This is a genomic window from Paraburkholderia sp. JHI2823 (genome assembly GCF_038900695.1).
Taxonomy (GTDB): Bacteria; Pseudomonadota; Gammaproteobacteria; order Burkholderiales; family Burkholderiaceae; genus Paraburkholderia; species Paraburkholderia mimosarum.
Genome location: NZ_JAYMRY010000027.1, coordinates 37,805 through 53,987, shown reverse-complemented (window position 1 = coordinate 53,987; position 16,183 = coordinate 37,805). Strand labels below are relative to the sequence as shown.

The window sequence follows — 16,183 nt, the reverse complement described above, 5'->3', positions numbered from 1 at the left end:
CGTCAGCTCTGCGTGGACGAGTTCGGCGCGCGGTGCGAGCTGCCGCCGAAGCGCTCGCGCAGACGCTGCGCGAGGCGATCGAACACGAGGTAGATCACGGGCGTCGTGAAGAGCGTGAGCGCCTGGCTCACGATCAGGCCGCCCGCGATCGCGATGCCGAGCGGACGCCGCAGCTCGCTGCCCGCGCCGTAGCCGAGAATCAGCGGCATCGCGCCCAGCAGGGCCGCCATCGTCGTCATCATGATCGGCCGGAAGCGCAGCAGGCACGCCTGGTAGATCGCCTCGCGCGGCGGCTTGCCTTCCTGACGCTCGGCTTCGAGCGCGAAGTCGATCATCATGATCGCGTTCTTCTTCACGATGCCGATGAGCAGCACGATGCCGATGATGCCGATGATGTCGAGATCGTGCCCGGTCATGAGGAGCGCGAGCAGCGCGCCGATTCCGGCCGAGGGCAGGGTCGAGAGAATCGTGACGGGATGCACGAAGCTCTCGTAGAGCACGCCGAGCACGATATACATCGTGACGATGGCCGCGAGGATCAGGAACAGCTCGTTGGCGAGCGACGCCTGGAACGCGAGCGCCGCGCCCTGGAAGCGCGTCTGGAACGAGGCCGGCAGGCCGATGTCCTTTTCCGCCTGCTGGATCGCCTTGACCGCCGCACCGAGCGACGAGCCCGGCGCGAGATTGAACGAGACCGTCGTGGCCGGGAACTGCGAGAGGTGCGAGACGAGCAGCGGTGCCGGGCGCTCGTGGAACTTCGCGATGGCGGAGAGCGGCACCTGGCCCGTGGTCGAGGTGGCAGAGGGCAGATAGATCGAATTCAGTGCGTCGGTGTAGTGCTGCATGACCGGGTCCGCTTCGAGAATCACGCGGTACTGGTTCGACTGCGTGAAGATCGTCGAGATGATGCGCTGGCCGTAGGCGTCGTAAAGCGCGTTGTCGACGGTCGCGGGCGTGATGCCATAGCGCGCCGCGCTCGCGCGGTCGATCTCGACGTACACGGAGCTGCCCTGGTCCTGCAGGTCGGTCGCGACATCGGCGAGTTCGGGCAGTTGCTGCAGGCGTTGCACGAGCTTCGGCACCCAGATCGTGAAGTCCTGGATGTTGGGGGTGGTGAGCATGAACTGGTACTGCGTGGGGCTCACCGTCGAGTCGATCGTCAGATCCTGCACGGGCTGCATGTATAGCGTCGCGCCGGGCACATGGGCCACGCTCTTTTGCAGCTCGCGGATGATCTCGCTCGCCGTCTCGCTGCGGTCGTCGCGCGGTTTCAGGTTGATGAGCATGCGCCCGCTATTGAGCGTGATGTTGGTGCCGTCCACGCCGATGAACGAGGTGAGGCTCTCGACGTTCTCGTTCTTCAGGATCCCGGCGGCGAGCGCCTGCTGGCGTTGCGCCATCGACGCATACGAGACCGACTGCGGCATCTGCGTGATGGCCTGGATCACGCCCGTGTCCTGCACGGGGAAGAAGCCCTTGGGCACGATCACGTAGAGCATGCCGGTGAGCACGAGCGTGACGAGGAACACGATCATCGTGAGGCGCTGGCGCGCGAGCACCCATTCGAGCGCCACGCCGTAACGGCCGATCACGTAGTCGAAGAACGCGTGCACGCGCGCCTCGAAGCGATGACTTTCGGGCGGCGGCGTGTGGCGCAGCATCTTCGCGCACATCATCGGCACGAGCGTGAGCGAGACGATGGCCGAGATCACGATCGTCACCGCGAGCGTGATGGCGAATTCATGGAAGAGGCGGCCCACCACGTCGCCCATGAAGAGCAGCGGGATCAGCACGGCGATGAGCGACACCGTGAGCGAGATGATCGTGAAGCCGATCTGCTTCGAACCCTTGAGCGCGGCTTCGAGCGGCGTGTCGCCGTCCTCCACGTAGCGCGCGATGTTCTCGATCATGACGATGGCGTCGTCCACGACGAAGCCGGTCGCGATGGTGAGCGCCATGAGCGAGAGATTGTCGAGCGAGAAACCGCACAGGTACATGACGGCGAGCGTGCCGATGAGCGAGAGCGGCACCGAAAGGCTCGGAATGATCGTGGCGTAGATGTTTGCGAGGAACAGGTACATCACCAGCACGACGAGCACCACCGACATCAAGAGCTCGAACTGCACGTCGCGCACGGAGGCGCGGATCGTCGTGGTGCGGTCGGTGACGATCTGCACGTCGAGCGAGGAGGGCAGCGCTTCCTGCAATCGCGGCAGCAGCGCCTTGATGCTGTCCACCACCTGGATGACGTTCGCCCCCGGCTGGCGCTGCACGTTCAGGATGATCGCGGGCGTGCCGTTCGCCCACGCGCCGAGCCTGGTGTTCTCCGCGCCCTGCACGATGTTCGCGACATCAGTGAGCATGACGGGGCGGCCGTTGCGGTAAGCGATGACGGCGCTCTTGTACGCGTCGGCGTCGGTCAGCTGGTCGTTCGCGTTGATCGTGTAAGCGCGCGTGGGGCCGTCGAAATTGCCCTTCGGCGTGTTGACGTTCAGGTTCGAGATGCTCGTGCGCAAGTCGTCGAGGTTCAGGCCGTAGGCCGCGAGCGCGCGCGGGTTCGCCTGAATGCGCACGGCGGGGCGCTGGCCGCCCGAGAGGCTCACGAGACCCACGCCCGCCACCTGCGAGATCTTCTGCGCGAGGCGGGTATCGGCGAGATCCTGGATCTGCGTGAGCGGCAGCGTTTTCGAGGTGATCGCGAGCGTGAGGATCGGCGCGTCGGCGGGGTTGACCTTGGCGTAGATCGGCGGCGCGGGCAGGTCCGAGGGCAGCAGGTTGCCGGCCGCGTTGATGGCGGCCTGCACTTCCTGTTCGGCCACGTCGAGCGGCAGGTCGAGGCTGAACTGCAGCGTGATGACCGAAGAGCCCGCCGAGCTTTGCGACGACATCTGGTTGAGCGACGGCATCTGCCCGAACTGGCGCTCGAGGGGCGCCGTCACGGAAGACGTCATCACGTCCGGGCTCGCGCCCGGATAGAAAGTCTGCACCTGGATGGTCGGGTAATCGACTTCGGGCAGGGCGGAAAGCGGCAGAAAGCGCAGCGAGACGAGGCCGACCAGCATGATCGCCGCCATGAGCAGCGCCGTGCCGACGGGCCGCAGGATAAAGGCGCGGGAGGGATTCATGCTGGCTTACTGGGCTTGCGTCTGCGCAGCGTGACGGTGACCATGGCGCGCGCCCGAGGCCGCGCCGGCCCACGACGCGCCTTTCGCCGCCGATGCACCCGATGCTCCCGTGGCGTGCTGCGGGTGCTCGGCGGGAATCGAGATCTTCGCGCCTTCGCGCAGACGGTCGGAGCCGTCGGTGACCACGCGCTCGCCTACGCCGAGGCCCGACGCGATGCTGGTGCGTTCGGCGTCGACCAGCCCGACCTTCACGAGCCGCACGCTCACCGTGTTATCGGGCTTCGCGACATAGACGTACTGCCCCTGCGAGCCATTGAGCACGGCCGACGTGGGCACGATCACAGCATCGTGGATCGTATCGACTAGCAGACGCGCATTGACGAACTGGTTCGGGAAGAGCGCTTGCTCGTGGTTCACGAAGCTCGCGCGCAGCTTGACCGTGCCGGTCGTCGTGTCGATCTGGTTGTCGAGGGTATCGAGCGAGCCGCGTTCCAGCATCGTGGTGTTGCTGCGGTCGTAGGCCGTGACCGGCATCTTATTGCCTGCGCGCAACTGCTTCGTGATGGAGGGCAGGTTGTCCTCCGACGTCGTGAAGACCACGCTGATCGGCTCGATCTGCGTGAGCACGACGATGCCGTTCGTGTCGCTCGGCGTGACGTAGTTGCCCGGATCGACCTGTCGCAGGCCCACGCGGCCCGACACCGGCGCCGTGATGCGCGCATAGGTGAGGTCGAGCTTGTAGGTGTCGACGTTGGCCTGGTCCGACTTGACGGTGCCCTCGTACTGCCTGACGAGCGACGCCTGCGTGTCGACCTGCTGGCTCGCGATGGAGTCCTGCGAGAGCAGCGTCTGGTAGCGCTTGAGGTCGAGGCGTGCCGTGGCGAGCAGCGCCTGGTCACGCGCGAGCTGGCCTTCGGCGTTGGCGAGCGAGATCTGGTAGGGGCGCGGGTCGATCTGCGCGAGCACGTCGCCCTTTTTCACCATCTGGCCTTCTTCGAAGTAGACGCTCTGCAGCGTGCCCGATAGTTGCGTGCGCACCGTGACGCTGGCGAGCGGTGTGACCGTGCCGAGCGCGGTGATGACGATGGGCATGTCGCCGGCCCTGGCCGTGGCCACGCTGACCGGCTGCGGCAAGTTGGCCATCGCGCCCGGACCTCCGCGATGCGCGCGCGCGCCCTCGCGGGCGCGGCGTTGCCGCCCGAGAGCGCCTTGTTCCACGGTTGCCAGCGTGCGAGCACGAGACCGGCGATCACGATGACCACGCCGAGCGCGATGAATTTGCCCTTGCCTCGCCTTGCGGCGACGGGAGCGGATGGGCTGTCGGAGGCAGGGGACGGAGCGGAAGACTGAGCGGAAGATTGCGGCGGCGTTTCTCGACGGGGGGAATCGGGGCGCTTGTGTTGATCCATCGGTCAGTTCGGTAACGGGTTCTCGAAGGCTCCCGGGGGAGCCGACTACGTGTTGCAGGCAGCGAGGCGCACGGAGGCGGCGCAGCGGGCGCGTGGCGCGTGCGCCGATGCCACGACGTATGTCGCACTCAGGCGAGATTGTCAGGTGCCGCAGCGGGGCAGCCCCGAATGCCGCGCCCATGGGTGGCTACAGTGGCGGCTGGCTGGCGGTGCGGACGTTGGCCGGCGTGGCGGTTCGTGGACCCGCAGCCCGTGGCCAGCCGGCAAGGCCGGCGCGGCGCGCAAGGCCCTGCCGCCGAAAAGCATGATGCTACGTTGCCCCGTTCATCAGAGTCCAGTGCCGATTCTTTCGAGACGTTACGGGTGTAACCGCCGTTTCGGGATTTTCGTAAGGAGCGCTGTCAGGCGCGCTGCAGGCGCAAAGCGCCGCCGGTTTCGCCGGCGACTGCGCGGTGCTTTGCAAGCCGTGTGAGGAACGGTCGCGCGCGGCTGCGGAGGACGATGTTGCCCGAAAAAACCACCGGGCACTTGAGCAGATTGATACCTGCAGCGGATGTCAGATGCTTGATGATTCGCGTATTTTGGCGAGATTTTGCTTGACTTAGTCAGCACGTAGGTAAAAAATGGGAGCCACTTTCGGCGCTGTGATCTCAACCCGCAATTTGCGGGTTTTAATGCGCTCTCGGGTATGCAATACGCATAGATTGCGCAAAGTTTTGCGCATACGCTGCGTAATTTTTTCCGAAGGCGCGCCGAGCAGCCCGAATACCGGCTCTCAGGTTCTAGCACGGCCCTCGGAATGGCTAGAACTTTTAAGGCGCCACGTGCAAACGTGGCGCTTTTTTTTGTGCCCGCAACGGGCCGATCGGGGAGCGGCGCATCCAGCAATCCCCCGCGTGAGGCAAGCCGTGTCACGTGTCCCGACTCCCACCCCGTTTCTGCCGTACCATCTCGTGATTGCCCCAGCGATAGCGTTGCCGTGACCGAGGCGGGGCATTCAGCACAGCCCAAACGTTCGAAGCGCTCGAAGGTTCGCGGCAGGCGAGTCGTGCGGCAGTCCGCGTGCCGGCAGGCAAGATGGCATCACCGTCACCGATCGAGACGATCCCCCTTCAAGGAGAATGTCATGAAGCGCTTCGCAAACAAGACTGCCCTCGTCACCGGCGGCTCCAGCGGGATCGGCCTCGCCGCCGCGCAAGCCTACGCAGCCGAAGGGGCGCGCGTGATCGTCACCGGCCGCGATGAGGCTGGGCTCGAAGCCGCCAGGCGCGCACTCGGGCCCGATGCGCACGCCTGGCGCAACGACGCGTCCTCGGTCAGCGGCGCGCGCGAACTCGCCGCCGCCGTGCGCGACGCGGGTCTGCGGCTCGACGCCGTCTTCATCAATGCGGGCGTGGCGAAGCTCGCGCCGTTCGAGCAGGTGGACGAAGCGCTCTGGGATGTCACGTTCGACACCAACGTCAAGGGCGCGTATTTCCAGATCCAGTCGCTGCTGCCGGTGCTCAACGACGGTGCGGCCATCGTGCTCAACGGCTCGATCAACGCGCATATCGGCATGCCCACTTCGTCGGTCTATGCAGCGAGCAAGGCCGCGCTGATCTCGTTGGCGAAGACGCTCTCCGCCGAGCTGCTGCCGCGCGGCATCCGCGTGAACGTGGTGAGCCCGGGGCCCGTGAAGACGCCGCTCTACAACAAGTTCGGCATGGACGCCGCCGCGCTCGCGGCAGCCGAGGAGTCGATCCGCGCGCTGGTGCCGCTCAAGCGCTTCGCGACGCCCGAGGAAATTGCCTCGACCGTGCTGCATCTGAGCGCGGCCGAGTCGGCTTTCATGATCGGTACCGAGGTGATCGTCGCTGGCGGAATGGGGCAGCTTTGACGAGCCGTCGATGCGTCGCAGCGCGGGTGCCGGGCGGCCCCAGCGCTGCGCGCGGGGTCAGGCAACCGTTTCGCGTTCCGGCGTGGCCGTGATCTTGTGGATCGAGAGGTCGGTGCCGTTGAATTCCTGCTCGCGATCCACGCGCAGTCCAACGAACTTGCGCAGGACGCCGTAGACCACGAGTCCTCCCAGGAAGGCGATCACGATGCCCGCAATCGTGCCGACGATCTGCGCGCCGAGCGAAACGCCGCCGATGCCGCCGAGCCAGCGCGCGCCGAAGATGCCAGCGGCAATGCCGCCCCACGCGCCGCACAGGCCGTGCAGCGGCCACACGCCGAGCACGTCGTCGATGCGCCAGCGGTTCTGCACGCAGGTGAACATGTAGACGAACAGCGCGCCGGCCACGGCGCCCGTCACGAGCGCGCCGAGCGGATGCATGATGTCCGAGCCCGCGCACACGGCCACGAGGCCCGCGAGCGGCCCGTTGTACGTGAAGCCAGGATCGTTGCGGCCCGCGAACCAGGCGGCGAGCGTGCCGCCCACCATCGCCATCAGCGAATTGACGGCAACGAGGCCGCTAATCTTGTCGATGGTCTGGGCGCTCATCACGTTGAAGCCGAACCAGCCCACCGCGAGCACCCACGCGCCGAGCGCGAGAAATGGAATGTTCGAAGGCGGATGCGCGGCGATGCGCCCGTCGCGCGTGTAGCGGCCGTGGCGCGGCCCGAGCAGCAGCACCGCGGGCAGCGCGATCCAGCCGCCGAACGCGTGCACGACCACGGAGCCCGCGAAGTCATGGAACGGCACGCCGAAGACGTGCGTCATGGCGTCTTCGAAACCGAGGCGGTTGTTCCACACCATGCCCTCGAAAAACGGATAGATGAAACCGACGATCACGAAGGTCGCGAAGAGTTGCGGATTGAACTTCGAGCGCTCCGCAATGCCCCCCGACACGATGGCCGGAATCGCCGCCGCGAAGGTGAGCAGGAAGAAGAAGCGCACGAGTTGATAGCCGTTGTGCTCGGCGAGCACGTCGGCATGCGAGAAGAACTGCACGCCGTAGGCGAGCGTATAGCCGATGAAGAAGTAGGCGATCGTCGAAATGGAGAAGTCGACGAGGATCTTCACGAGTGCGTTGACCTGGTTCTTCTTGCGCACGGTGCCGAGTTCGAGAAACGCGAACCCCGCATGCATCGCGAGCACCATGGCGGCGCCTAGCAGCAGAAACAGCGTATCGGTGCCGGTTTTGAGAGTGTCCATCTGCTTGCCCAATTTGCCCAAAATGGGCGCATTGTCAGCAAGATATGGGCCAGCTTCGGCGCCAAATTGGTGAACACAGTGCGGTACGACGGTTAAACCGGTGCGGCCTTGCACCGAAGCGGGAAACGGGCGGACACTCTGAAGCACTGAGCCGGTGAACGGCATGTCGGCGTTCCAAATCCCGTGCACCACAGCGTGGCGCCCTGCGTGCGTTGCGCGCAACTATGGTGAAACCGCGCTCCAGGACAGGGCGATAAATTCGATTTTGCTTTCTGAATCAGCGAGTTGTTGGGTGATCGAAATATTTGCGCGGCGTATTGCCGGACAAAGTCCGCGCGTGTTTTCGTCCAGCGACGTGGCGCGAATTCCACGCATGGCGCCGGGTTTCGCGAAGCGGACGCACATGGGGCGCAAACGCCGACATAATGGCCGGACCCTCACCTTACGCGCGTCCGGTCGCCCCGTACCCGCCACGCAATGCGCCTCACGACCAAAGGCCTTCTGCTGATCGCGATTCCCGCCGTCTTCGAATTGAGCTTGCTGTCGGCCATTGTGAAGGCACAGGCTGACGCCGCCGACGCCGAGCGCTGGGGCCAGCACAGCCAGGCCGTGCTCGCCCAGGCTTCGCGCGTGCTGGAGCCGGTGCTGGTGGAGTCCGTCAAGCTGCGCGGCGCCGTGGCCGCCAACGACACCACCTACGCCACGCCCGTTTCCCTGTGGATGGACGTCGATCGGCGCATCGACAGCCTCGTCGATCTCGTTTCCGACAACCCCTCGCAGGTCGAGCGCGCTGGGCAGATGCGCCACGCCGTGCAGAATTATCGCCAGTGGTCCGACCGTGTGCAGGATCTGCTGCGATCGGGCCGCCGCGCCGATCTCGCCGATCGCTTTCGCGCGCTCATGGCCGCGGACGTCCTGGACCGCGTGCGCGCGCAGATCGTTTCGTTCCAGACCGAAGAACGCCGCCTCGACGTGATGCGTGTTTCAGCGGCCGAAGCCGCGCGCGCCCAGCAGCAAACCCTCGCGATGACCGCCGTGATCGGCTCGATCTTGCTGGTCGCGCTGTCCGTCTGGGTGTTCACGCGCGGTGTGCGCGGGCGGCTCGATACGCTTTCCGACAATGCGAACCGGCTTGCCGCGAACGAGCCGCTCGCGCCGCTCACGGCGGGCAACGACGAGATCGCCGAACTCGATCTGACGCTGCACCAGATCAGTCAGCGCCTGATCGAAGCGGAGAGGCTGCGCCTCGGGTTTCAGGCCGACCTCGCGCGGCGTGCCGACCAGCTCGCGCGCATCAACGAAACGCTGCGTCAGCAGACCCAGGAAAACGAGATGTTCATCCACGGCGTATCGCACGATTTGCGCGCGCCGCTCGTGAACCTCCAGGGCTTTTCGCGCGAGCTCGAACACGCTTGCGACGACCTGCGCGAGCGCCTCGCGAGTTCTTCGCTCGGCCCCGAGGCGCGCGACCGTATCGAGCGGACCATCGACGAGGACATCGGCGAAGCGCTGCGCTATCTGCAGACGGCGGTGTTGCGCGCATCGCACATCATCGACGCGCTTTTGCGGCTCGCACGCGTGGGGCGCGTGGAGTACCAGCGCCAGCGCGTGAGCGTGCAGGAACTGGTGCAGCGTGTGGTCGACGCCATGCACGGCTCGATCCGCGCGCGCGGCGCGCAGGTGAACGTGCATCCGCTGCCCGACGTATGGGGTGACCCGACTGCGCTCGAGCAGGTGTTTGCGAACCTGATCGGCAACGCGCTCAACTATCTCGACCCGGCGCGCGACGGCCGCGTCGAGATCGGCACGGCGAGCGCGCCGCCCGGCGTCGAGTCGCTACAGATCTTCTATGTGCGCGATAACGGGCTCGGCATTCCCGAGGTGGGCTTGCCGCGGCTCTTTCAGGCGTTCCAGCGCATGCACGGCAACGTGGCGCCGGGCGAGGGCATCGGGCTCGCGCTCGTGCGCCGTGTGGTGGAGCGGCACGGCGGACGCGTATGGGTGGAATCGACGGAAGGCGAGGGCACGACGTTCTATCTATCGCTGCCCGACGCGCTTGCGTCCGCGCCGCCGTTGCCCGGCGACGCGGAACAGATCATCAGCGCGCTGGAGCGCGCGGAGCGCCCGCAAGGGGCGACGGGCGGGTTGGCTGGATCTGGCTCGAGCGAAGGAGCGGGCGGAGGGAAAGGCAGTGTTCGAAACGATCGGCGGACGCTGCCTGCGACGCCCTTGAGACCACCCACCGGCGCTTGATCGATGAGCGTCCTCGCGCGTTTGCTGCGGATCGCGACCGCCGCAGCGTGGCAAGCCCCCCGGTGAACAAGCGTCGCAAGGCGCGCGTGATTCGCGTTCAGCAAGCGCCGAAAATGCGCCGTGGCTTGAGCAGGCGGCTTGCGCGAAACGACCAGATGCCGCCCATGGCCGCGAGCGCCAGCGCGGTGGCCAGCATCGTGTGAGCGCTGACGGCGTGACCGAACGCCACGCCGAGCGGCGTGACGAAGCTGCGATCGAGCATGACCAGCGCGGCCCACAACGCAAACGCTGCCTGGAGGAGAAGGCGCGTGCCGTGTGCATGGCGCGTGCGGTCGGTCAAACTGCCTTTGCGCCTGCCGCGCGAGCAGAAAAAGAGGATCGCCGCCAAGGCGATCGCGAGTATCACTAGCCAGTCAGTTAGATTCACGACACGCACTCCGCATAACTGGCCGTTATTCTGGCCAGCGGCGGAGTGCATTGAAATCAGACCATTCCGAATCGACAACTCCGCGCGCGGTGCCTCGTGCAAGACAGGCGCACGCGTTCGCTCACGGTTCGATGCGCGTACCGAGCAGCGCGAGGAATTGCCGCAGCCACTCGGGATGGGCGGGCCACGCGGGCGCCGTGACGAACGGCGCATCGGTCACGGCGCTGTCGATCGCGATGTCGGCGTATTCGCCGCCCGCAAGCCGCACCTCGGGCGCGCAGGCCGGATAGGCGGAGATGCGCTTGCCACGTATCACCTCGGCCGCAGCAAGCAGTTGCGCGGCATGGCAAATGGCCGCAATGGGCTTGTTCGCCTCTGCGAAGTGACGCACCAGATCGATGACCTTGGGATTGAGGCGCAGGTATTCGGGGGCGCGGCCTCCGGCGATGGCGAGCGCGTCGTAGCTGGCAACGTCGATTTCGTCGAAGGTCGCGTTGAGTGCGAACTGGTGGCCGGGCTTTTCGGTATAGGTCTGATCGCCTTCGAAGTCGTGGATCGCAGTTTTCACGCGCTCGCCGGCCTTCTTGCCGGGGCACACGGCGTCGACGCGATGGCCGACGGCCTGCAGCGCCTGGAAGGGCACCATCGTTTCATAGTCTTCGGCGAAATCGCCGGTGAGGAACAGGATCTTCTTGACGGCCATCGGGTGTCTCCGGGAGTGGACGGTGGAACGGATCGTGCGTCAACGCAGTCTACTCCAACATGTTTGACGATTTTGCAAAGCATGCCTGTGCGGGCGACGCGCGGGCATCCATCGACTTGCGGCGCTACGCGCCGGGCCGCGACGCGGCTGCGCTGGCCGCCCTGTTTCGCGCGTCCGTGACCCTGCTCGCTGCCTCGCACTACGATACGGCGCAGCGCGCGGCCTGGGCCGCGGCCGCCGAGGATCTCGCGGATTTCGACGCGCGGCTCGCCCGCGGCGCGACGATCGTCGCGCAATGCGGTGCCGAGGCTGTCGCGTTCGGGCAGCTCTTTCCGCTCGATCACGTCGAGATGCTCTACGTGGCGCCGGCGTGGTCGCGCCGCGGCCTCGCGACGGCGTTGCTCGCGCGGCTCGAAGCGCTTGCGCGCGCGGCGCGCTCGAGCGTGCTGAGCGCCGACGCGAGCGCGCTGTCGCGGCCCGTTTTCGAACGCGCGGGCTTTTCGCTGATTTCGTCAGAACGGGTATGGCGCGACGGCGTATCATTGCCGCGTTTTCATCTATGCAAGCCGCTTCACGCGGCGAACTTCTCAGGATGACCATGGTTTCGAAGGTTTCCCCACAACGGCTCGCGCTTGCACCCTTGATCGTCTGCGCGGCGCTCGCGGCGGGCTGCAACAAGCACGATGCGTCCGCGCCCGACTTGAGCAAGCAGTCTGCCGACGCCATGAAGCAGGCCACGCAGGATGCCGCCAAACAGGCCGCGCAGCAGGCCGCGCAATCGCTCGACAAGGCGGCGAGCTATGTGAACCAGCAGCTCGGCGCGGCGCAACAGAAACTCGATTCGGTGGCCTCGCAAGGCGTGGCGGCGAGCGCGTCCACGGCCGAGCTGGCTTCGTCGGCGCAAGCGCAGTTGCGTGGCGCGGCGAGCGCGGCGCATGCGTTGCTCGGGCAAGCCGCCGCGGCCACCGGCACGGGCTTGACGAGCGCGGGGCATTCGCTGCAGCGGTGGGCGAGCAACGCCACAGCGGCCGCATCGGCGCCACAGCCGGCATCGGATGCATCTCAGTGACGCGAAGCCGAGGCGCGCTGGCGGATGTCCCAGGTGGGCTTGCCAGTCCCCGCGGGTTGACGTCGCGAATTAATGTAATTAAGATGATTACACTTTTTGGCGCGCTGGCTTTGGGACATTCGCGCCGTTCAGACGTGGCAGGTTCGCCGTGAATACGAGTAGCCGTTTTGCGTTCGCCGTTCACGTGCTCGCGTTGCTCTCGCAGCAGGAGGGTGTGCCGCTGTCGTCGGAGATCATTGCGGGCAGTGTGAACACGAATCCCGCGCTGATCCGCCGGTTGTTGTCGATGCTCGCCAGCGCGGGTCTCACGGCGTCGCAACTGGGGGCGGGCGGCGGCGCGCTGCTGGCGCGCGAGCCGCAGGCGATCACGCTGCTCGACGTCTACCGCGCGGTAGACGATGCGCAGTTGTTCGCCATGCACCGCGAGGAGCCGAATCCGGACTGCATGGTCGGGCGGCATATCCAGCAGACGCTGCGCGGCGTGATCGACGACGCGCAGCGCGCGATGGAGGCGTCGCTTGCCACGCGCACGCTCGCGGACGTGGTCGACGACATGGTGCGCAGCGAGCGCAGGCTTGAACGAACGCGAGCGCGGCGTGCGTGAGCCGCAAGCGCGCCAAAAAAGACGTGTTGCGGACGACGTATGCAACATGCATCCCCGGGGCAGAGCCCCGTTTTTTCGACCCTAAAATGTAACTATTATGGTTACAATTTGATGGCCTCAACACGGACAACAGGAGTCAATTCATGAGCAAGTCACTGAAAATCGCACTCTTTGGCGCAACCGGCATGGTCGGTTCGCGCATTGCCGCCGAAGCGGCACGCCGCGGGCACCAGGTGAGCGCGCTGGTGCGCCAGCCGGAGCGCGTCGCAGCGGAACCGAACATCCACGCCGCGAAGGCCGATGTGCTCGACGCGGCGAGCGTCGGCGCCGCAGTGCGCGGCCATGACGTGGTTGCGAGCGCCTACGCTCCGCCCGGGGCGAACCTCGGCGATCTGCTGGCCGCGAGCCGCGCACTCGTGGAAGGCGTGCGCGCGGCGGGGCTCAAGCGCCTCGTGGTGGTGGGTGGCGCGGGCTCGCTGGAAGTCGCGCCTGGCAAGCAGCTCGTCGATGCCGACGGCTTCCCCGACGCCTACAAGGCGATCGCGCTCGCGCACCGCGAGGCGCTCGGCTACTACCGCACCGTCACCGACATCGACTGGACGTTCTTTGCGCCGGCAGCGATCATTGCACCCGGTGAACGCAAGGGCGCATTCCGCACCGGCGCCGGCGCGCTGATCGCCGATGCGAAGGGCGAGAGCCGCATTTCAGCCGAGGATTACGCGATTGCCTTCGTCGACGAGCTCGAGCAGGGGCGCTTCATTCGTCAGATCGCAACGGTCGCTTATTGAGCGGGAGGGGGCGGCGGCAATTCCACTGACAAACTCGCTGACAAACTGTTACGCACGCGCGAGGCGCGCGCAGGCGGAGTGCGGCTAAACTGGAACGTCCTTTTTTTGCCCCTCCGCCATGAATTGCTGCATCGGACGCGATGGCGCGGGCGCCGGGCCGTCGCGCATGCGCTTCGGTGCGGCGGATCGTGCACCACTTTCCCGCGCCGCGCAGGCGCGCCTGCTGATGCGCGCACTGATACTCCTGGCCTCGCTTGCCATTTATCTTGCCGCGCCGCTACCGGCGGCCGCACAAGGCGCGCCCGCGCCCGTGCTGCCGGTGCTCAAAAGCATTATTACCGGCGCGCCGGCCACCGCCTCGGGCGCCTCGGCGGCCGAGGCGGCTTCGGCGCCGTCGCCGGCCAGCCAGGCCGAGTTCACGCGTTCGCTCGACAGCGTCATCTCCACGCTCGACAACGAGCGCCAGCGTACGGCACTCGTGAATCAACTCAAAAAACTGCGCAGCGCGTCGGACAAAGCGGCGCCCGCACCCGCTTCGGGCGTGGCAGGGAACTCGGGGCTGCTTGGCGCGATTGCCTCGGGCCTCGCTTCGGTCGAGGCCGACGCGCGCCGCGGCCGCAGCCCGCTTCACTACTGGGCCGGGCGCTTCAGGGCGGCCGGCAACGAGCTCTATCTCATCGCCGCCGGCAGGGAGGGGGAAAGCCCCGGCCGCATCGTTTTCGATCTGTTCGCGATGCTCGCCGGCTGGGGCGCGTGCGCGGCGGTGCTGCGCTGGCTCGAGCGGCGTCTGCTCAGGCGCTTCGATGTCGAAACGGGTCTGCGGCCCGACCCGCGCACCATCGATCTCATAATCTTTGTCGTGCATCGCGCGGCGCCATGGATCGTGGCGTTCGTGGGCGCGCTGGTGGTCGAACGCGCAATGCCCGAGGCGCTCGGGCGCACGCTCGCCCTCGTGATCGCCTATGCGATCGTCGCGGGCGCGGTGTTCTCGTCGATCTGCCTCATCATGTTTTCGCTGTTCGGCGCGGGGCACCGTCGCGCGGCCGTGCGCGTGCTGATCGCGCGCTCGCGCCGGCTCCTCTTCGCGATCGGCGTGCTCGCCGCGCTCGGCGACGCCGCGACCAATTTCGAAGTCGCGCAACAGCTGGGCGTGAACCTGGCCGCCCTGGTGAGCACCGCGGCGAACATGGTGGCTGCCGTGCTCACAGCCGCATTCGCCATTGGCTTCCGGCGGCCGGTCGCGCATCTGATCCGCAACCGCAGCTACACGCTCAGACACGGCCACAAGGCGTGGACCGAAGTGCTCGACGTGCTCGCCTCGCTCTGGCAACTGCCCATGCTGCTGCTCGCCGCCGCCTCGATCGTCGCCACGTTCGGCGGCATCGGCGCTCGCGACGACGTGCTGCAGATTTCTGTGGTGACGGCGCTGCTGCTCGTGCTCGCGTTCTTCCTCTCGGCGGTCGTTTTCCGCATCACGCGTCCGGCTCCGGCTCGCGTGCGCCGGCGCTCGCCGTATCTGCGGCGGCTGCTGCGCTTCGCCGGCACGCTGCTCGTGGTGTTCATCTGGCTTGCGTATTTCGAATCGTGCGCGCGACTCTGGGATATTTCGCTCGCGGCGATCATCGAAGCGAGCGTCGCCGCCCGCGGCATCGCGCACGCCCTTTTCGCGATCGTGACGACCGTGTTCCTCGCGTGGCTCGTCTGGATCCTGCTGGACACCGCGATACTCGAGGCGCTCAATCCGAGCGGCCCGCGTGCGAAGGGCCGCGCGCCGAGCACGCGCGCGCGCACCATGCTGCCGCTGGTGCGCAATGCCGTGCTCGTATCGATCCTCACGATCACCGGCATTGCCACCGCCGCGAATCTCGGCATCAACGTCACGCCGCTGCTGGCGGGCGCCGGCGTGATCGGCCTCGCCATCGGCTTTGGCGCGCAGTCGCTCGTCGCCGACCTCATCACGGGCCTTTTCATCATCATCGAGGAGACGATCTCGGTCGGTGACTGGATCGATATCGACAACGGTCACGCGGGCACGGTCGAGCATCTGTCGATCCGCACCGTGCGGCTGCGCGACGGGCAGGGCGCGATCCACGCCATTCCGTTCTCGCAGATCAAGATCGTGAAGAACCTCTCACGCGATTTCGCTTTTGCCGTGTTCGAGGTGCGCGTGCCGTTCTCGGTCGATCTCGATACGGTCACCCGCATCATTCGTGAAACGGGGGCCGAGCTGGTGGCTGATTTCCGCTATCGCCGCGAAATACTCGGGCCCGTGGAAGTCTGGGGACTCGACCGTTTCGATCCGAACTGGATGGTGGTCAAAGGACAGATCAAGACGCGCCCGCTGCAGCAGTGGAGCGTGGCGCGCGCCTTCAATGCGCGGCTCAAGCGCCACATGGACGAAGCCGGCATCGACATGCCCGTGCCGCAGATGCAGCTCCACATGTCGTCGCGCGGCGGCGAAGCCGGGCACGCGCACGACGCGGACGGGCGCGCGATGCATGGCCATGCGCATACGCCGCACGAACGGGTGGGCGGCGCCGACGTGCGCGATGCGTCGCATGAGCCGCGGCCCGCGCCGCCCCCCACCGCCGGCCCGGAAGGCGCGCCGCCGCAGATTCCCACGGCGCACAGCCGCGGCTGAATGCCCGGTCTTCCTTCTGCGGTCTCCC

General features: G+C 66.6%; 11 protein-coding genes and 1 pseudogene. 7 read left to right on the top strand and 5 right to left on the bottom strand.

Going from position 1 to position 16,183, the window contains the following annotated elements:
- Positions 1-2: 2 nt before the first annotated feature.
- A complete protein-coding gene (locus tag VSR34_RS25305; RefSeq protein ID WP_342963871.1) occupies positions 3-3,125 on the bottom strand; it encodes an MdtB/MuxB family multidrug efflux RND transporter permease subunit in 3,123 nt (1,040 codons plus the stop codon).
- A gap of 6 nt (positions 3,126-3,131) precedes the next feature.
- A pseudogene (locus VSR34_RS25300) lies at positions 3,132-4,534 on the bottom strand (MdtA/MuxA family multidrug efflux RND transporter periplasmic adaptor subunit).
- Between the two features lie 1,126 nt (positions 4,535-5,660).
- Here VSR34_RS25300 and VSR34_RS25295 point away from each other — a divergent pair.
- Positions 5,661-6,410: an SDR family oxidoreductase gene (locus VSR34_RS25295; protein ID WP_028212142.1), complete on the top strand. Its 750-nt coding sequence runs from the start codon at positions 5,661-5,663 to the stop codon at positions 6,408-6,410.
- A 57-nt stretch (positions 6,411-6,467) separates the two neighbouring features.
- Here the strand turns inward: VSR34_RS25295 and VSR34_RS25290 are convergent, their stop codons facing one another.
- On the bottom strand, positions 6,468-7,670 hold the full coding sequence (locus VSR34_RS25290) for an ammonium transporter (RefSeq protein WP_028212143.1): 1,203 nt from the start codon (positions 7,668-7,670) through the stop codon (positions 6,468-6,470).
- Positions 7,671-8,147: 477 nt separating this feature from the next.
- Between VSR34_RS25290 and VSR34_RS25285 the strand changes: the two genes are divergently transcribed.
- A complete protein-coding gene (locus VSR34_RS25285; protein ID WP_081716008.1) occupies positions 8,148-9,923 on the top strand; it encodes a sensor histidine kinase in 1,776 nt (591 codons plus the stop codon).
- Between the two features lie 97 nt (positions 9,924-10,020).
- On the opposite strand, the gene VSR34_RS25280 is transcribed toward VSR34_RS25285, so the two are convergent.
- Together VSR34_RS25280 and VSR34_RS25275 are read right to left on the bottom strand one after the other, a co-directional pair.
- Positions 10,021-10,350, bottom strand: a complete 330-nt coding sequence (locus VSR34_RS25280) for a hypothetical protein (protein WP_028212144.1) — start codon at positions 10,348-10,350, stop codon at positions 10,021-10,023.
- Between the two features lie 121 nt (positions 10,351-10,471).
- Positions 10,472-11,053, bottom strand: coding sequence for a DJ-1/PfpI family protein (locus VSR34_RS25275; RefSeq protein WP_028230760.1), 582 nt, complete (start codon positions 11,051-11,053; stop codon positions 10,472-10,474).
- A 59-nt stretch (positions 11,054-11,112) separates the two neighbouring features.
- Here VSR34_RS25275 and VSR34_RS25270 point away from each other — a divergent pair, with 59 nt between their 5' ends.
- The 5 genes from VSR34_RS25270 to VSR34_RS25250 all read left to right on the top strand — a co-directional run bounded on the left by VSR34_RS25270 (position 11,113) and on the right by VSR34_RS25250 (position 16,155).
- Complete coding sequence (locus VSR34_RS25270) at positions 11,113-11,649, top strand: GNAT family N-acetyltransferase (protein ID WP_342963870.1); 537 nt, start codon at positions 11,113-11,115, stop codon at positions 11,647-11,649.
- A 2-nt stretch (positions 11,650-11,651) separates the two neighbouring features.
- Positions 11,652-12,122: a hypothetical protein gene (locus tag VSR34_RS25265; protein WP_051381393.1), complete on the top strand. Its 471-nt coding sequence runs from the start codon at positions 11,652-11,654 to the stop codon at positions 12,120-12,122.
- 148 nt (positions 12,123-12,270) lie between these two features.
- Positions 12,271-12,726 carry an Rrf2 family transcriptional regulator gene (locus VSR34_RS25260; RefSeq protein WP_342963869.1) on the top strand — a complete coding sequence of 152 codons (456 nt, stop codon included), beginning with the start codon at positions 12,271-12,273 and terminating at the stop codon, positions 12,724-12,726.
- Between the two features lie 143 nt (positions 12,727-12,869).
- Positions 12,870-13,514, top strand: coding sequence for an NAD(P)H-binding protein (locus VSR34_RS25255; RefSeq protein WP_342963868.1), 645 nt, complete (start codon positions 12,870-12,872; stop codon positions 13,512-13,514).
- A 226-nt stretch (positions 13,515-13,740) separates the two neighbouring features.
- Entirely contained in the window at positions 13,741-16,155 is a 2,415-nt protein-coding gene (locus VSR34_RS25250; protein ID WP_342963867.1) for a mechanosensitive ion channel domain-containing protein, read from the top strand.
- The last annotated feature ends 28 nt before the right edge of the window (positions 16,156-16,183 follow it).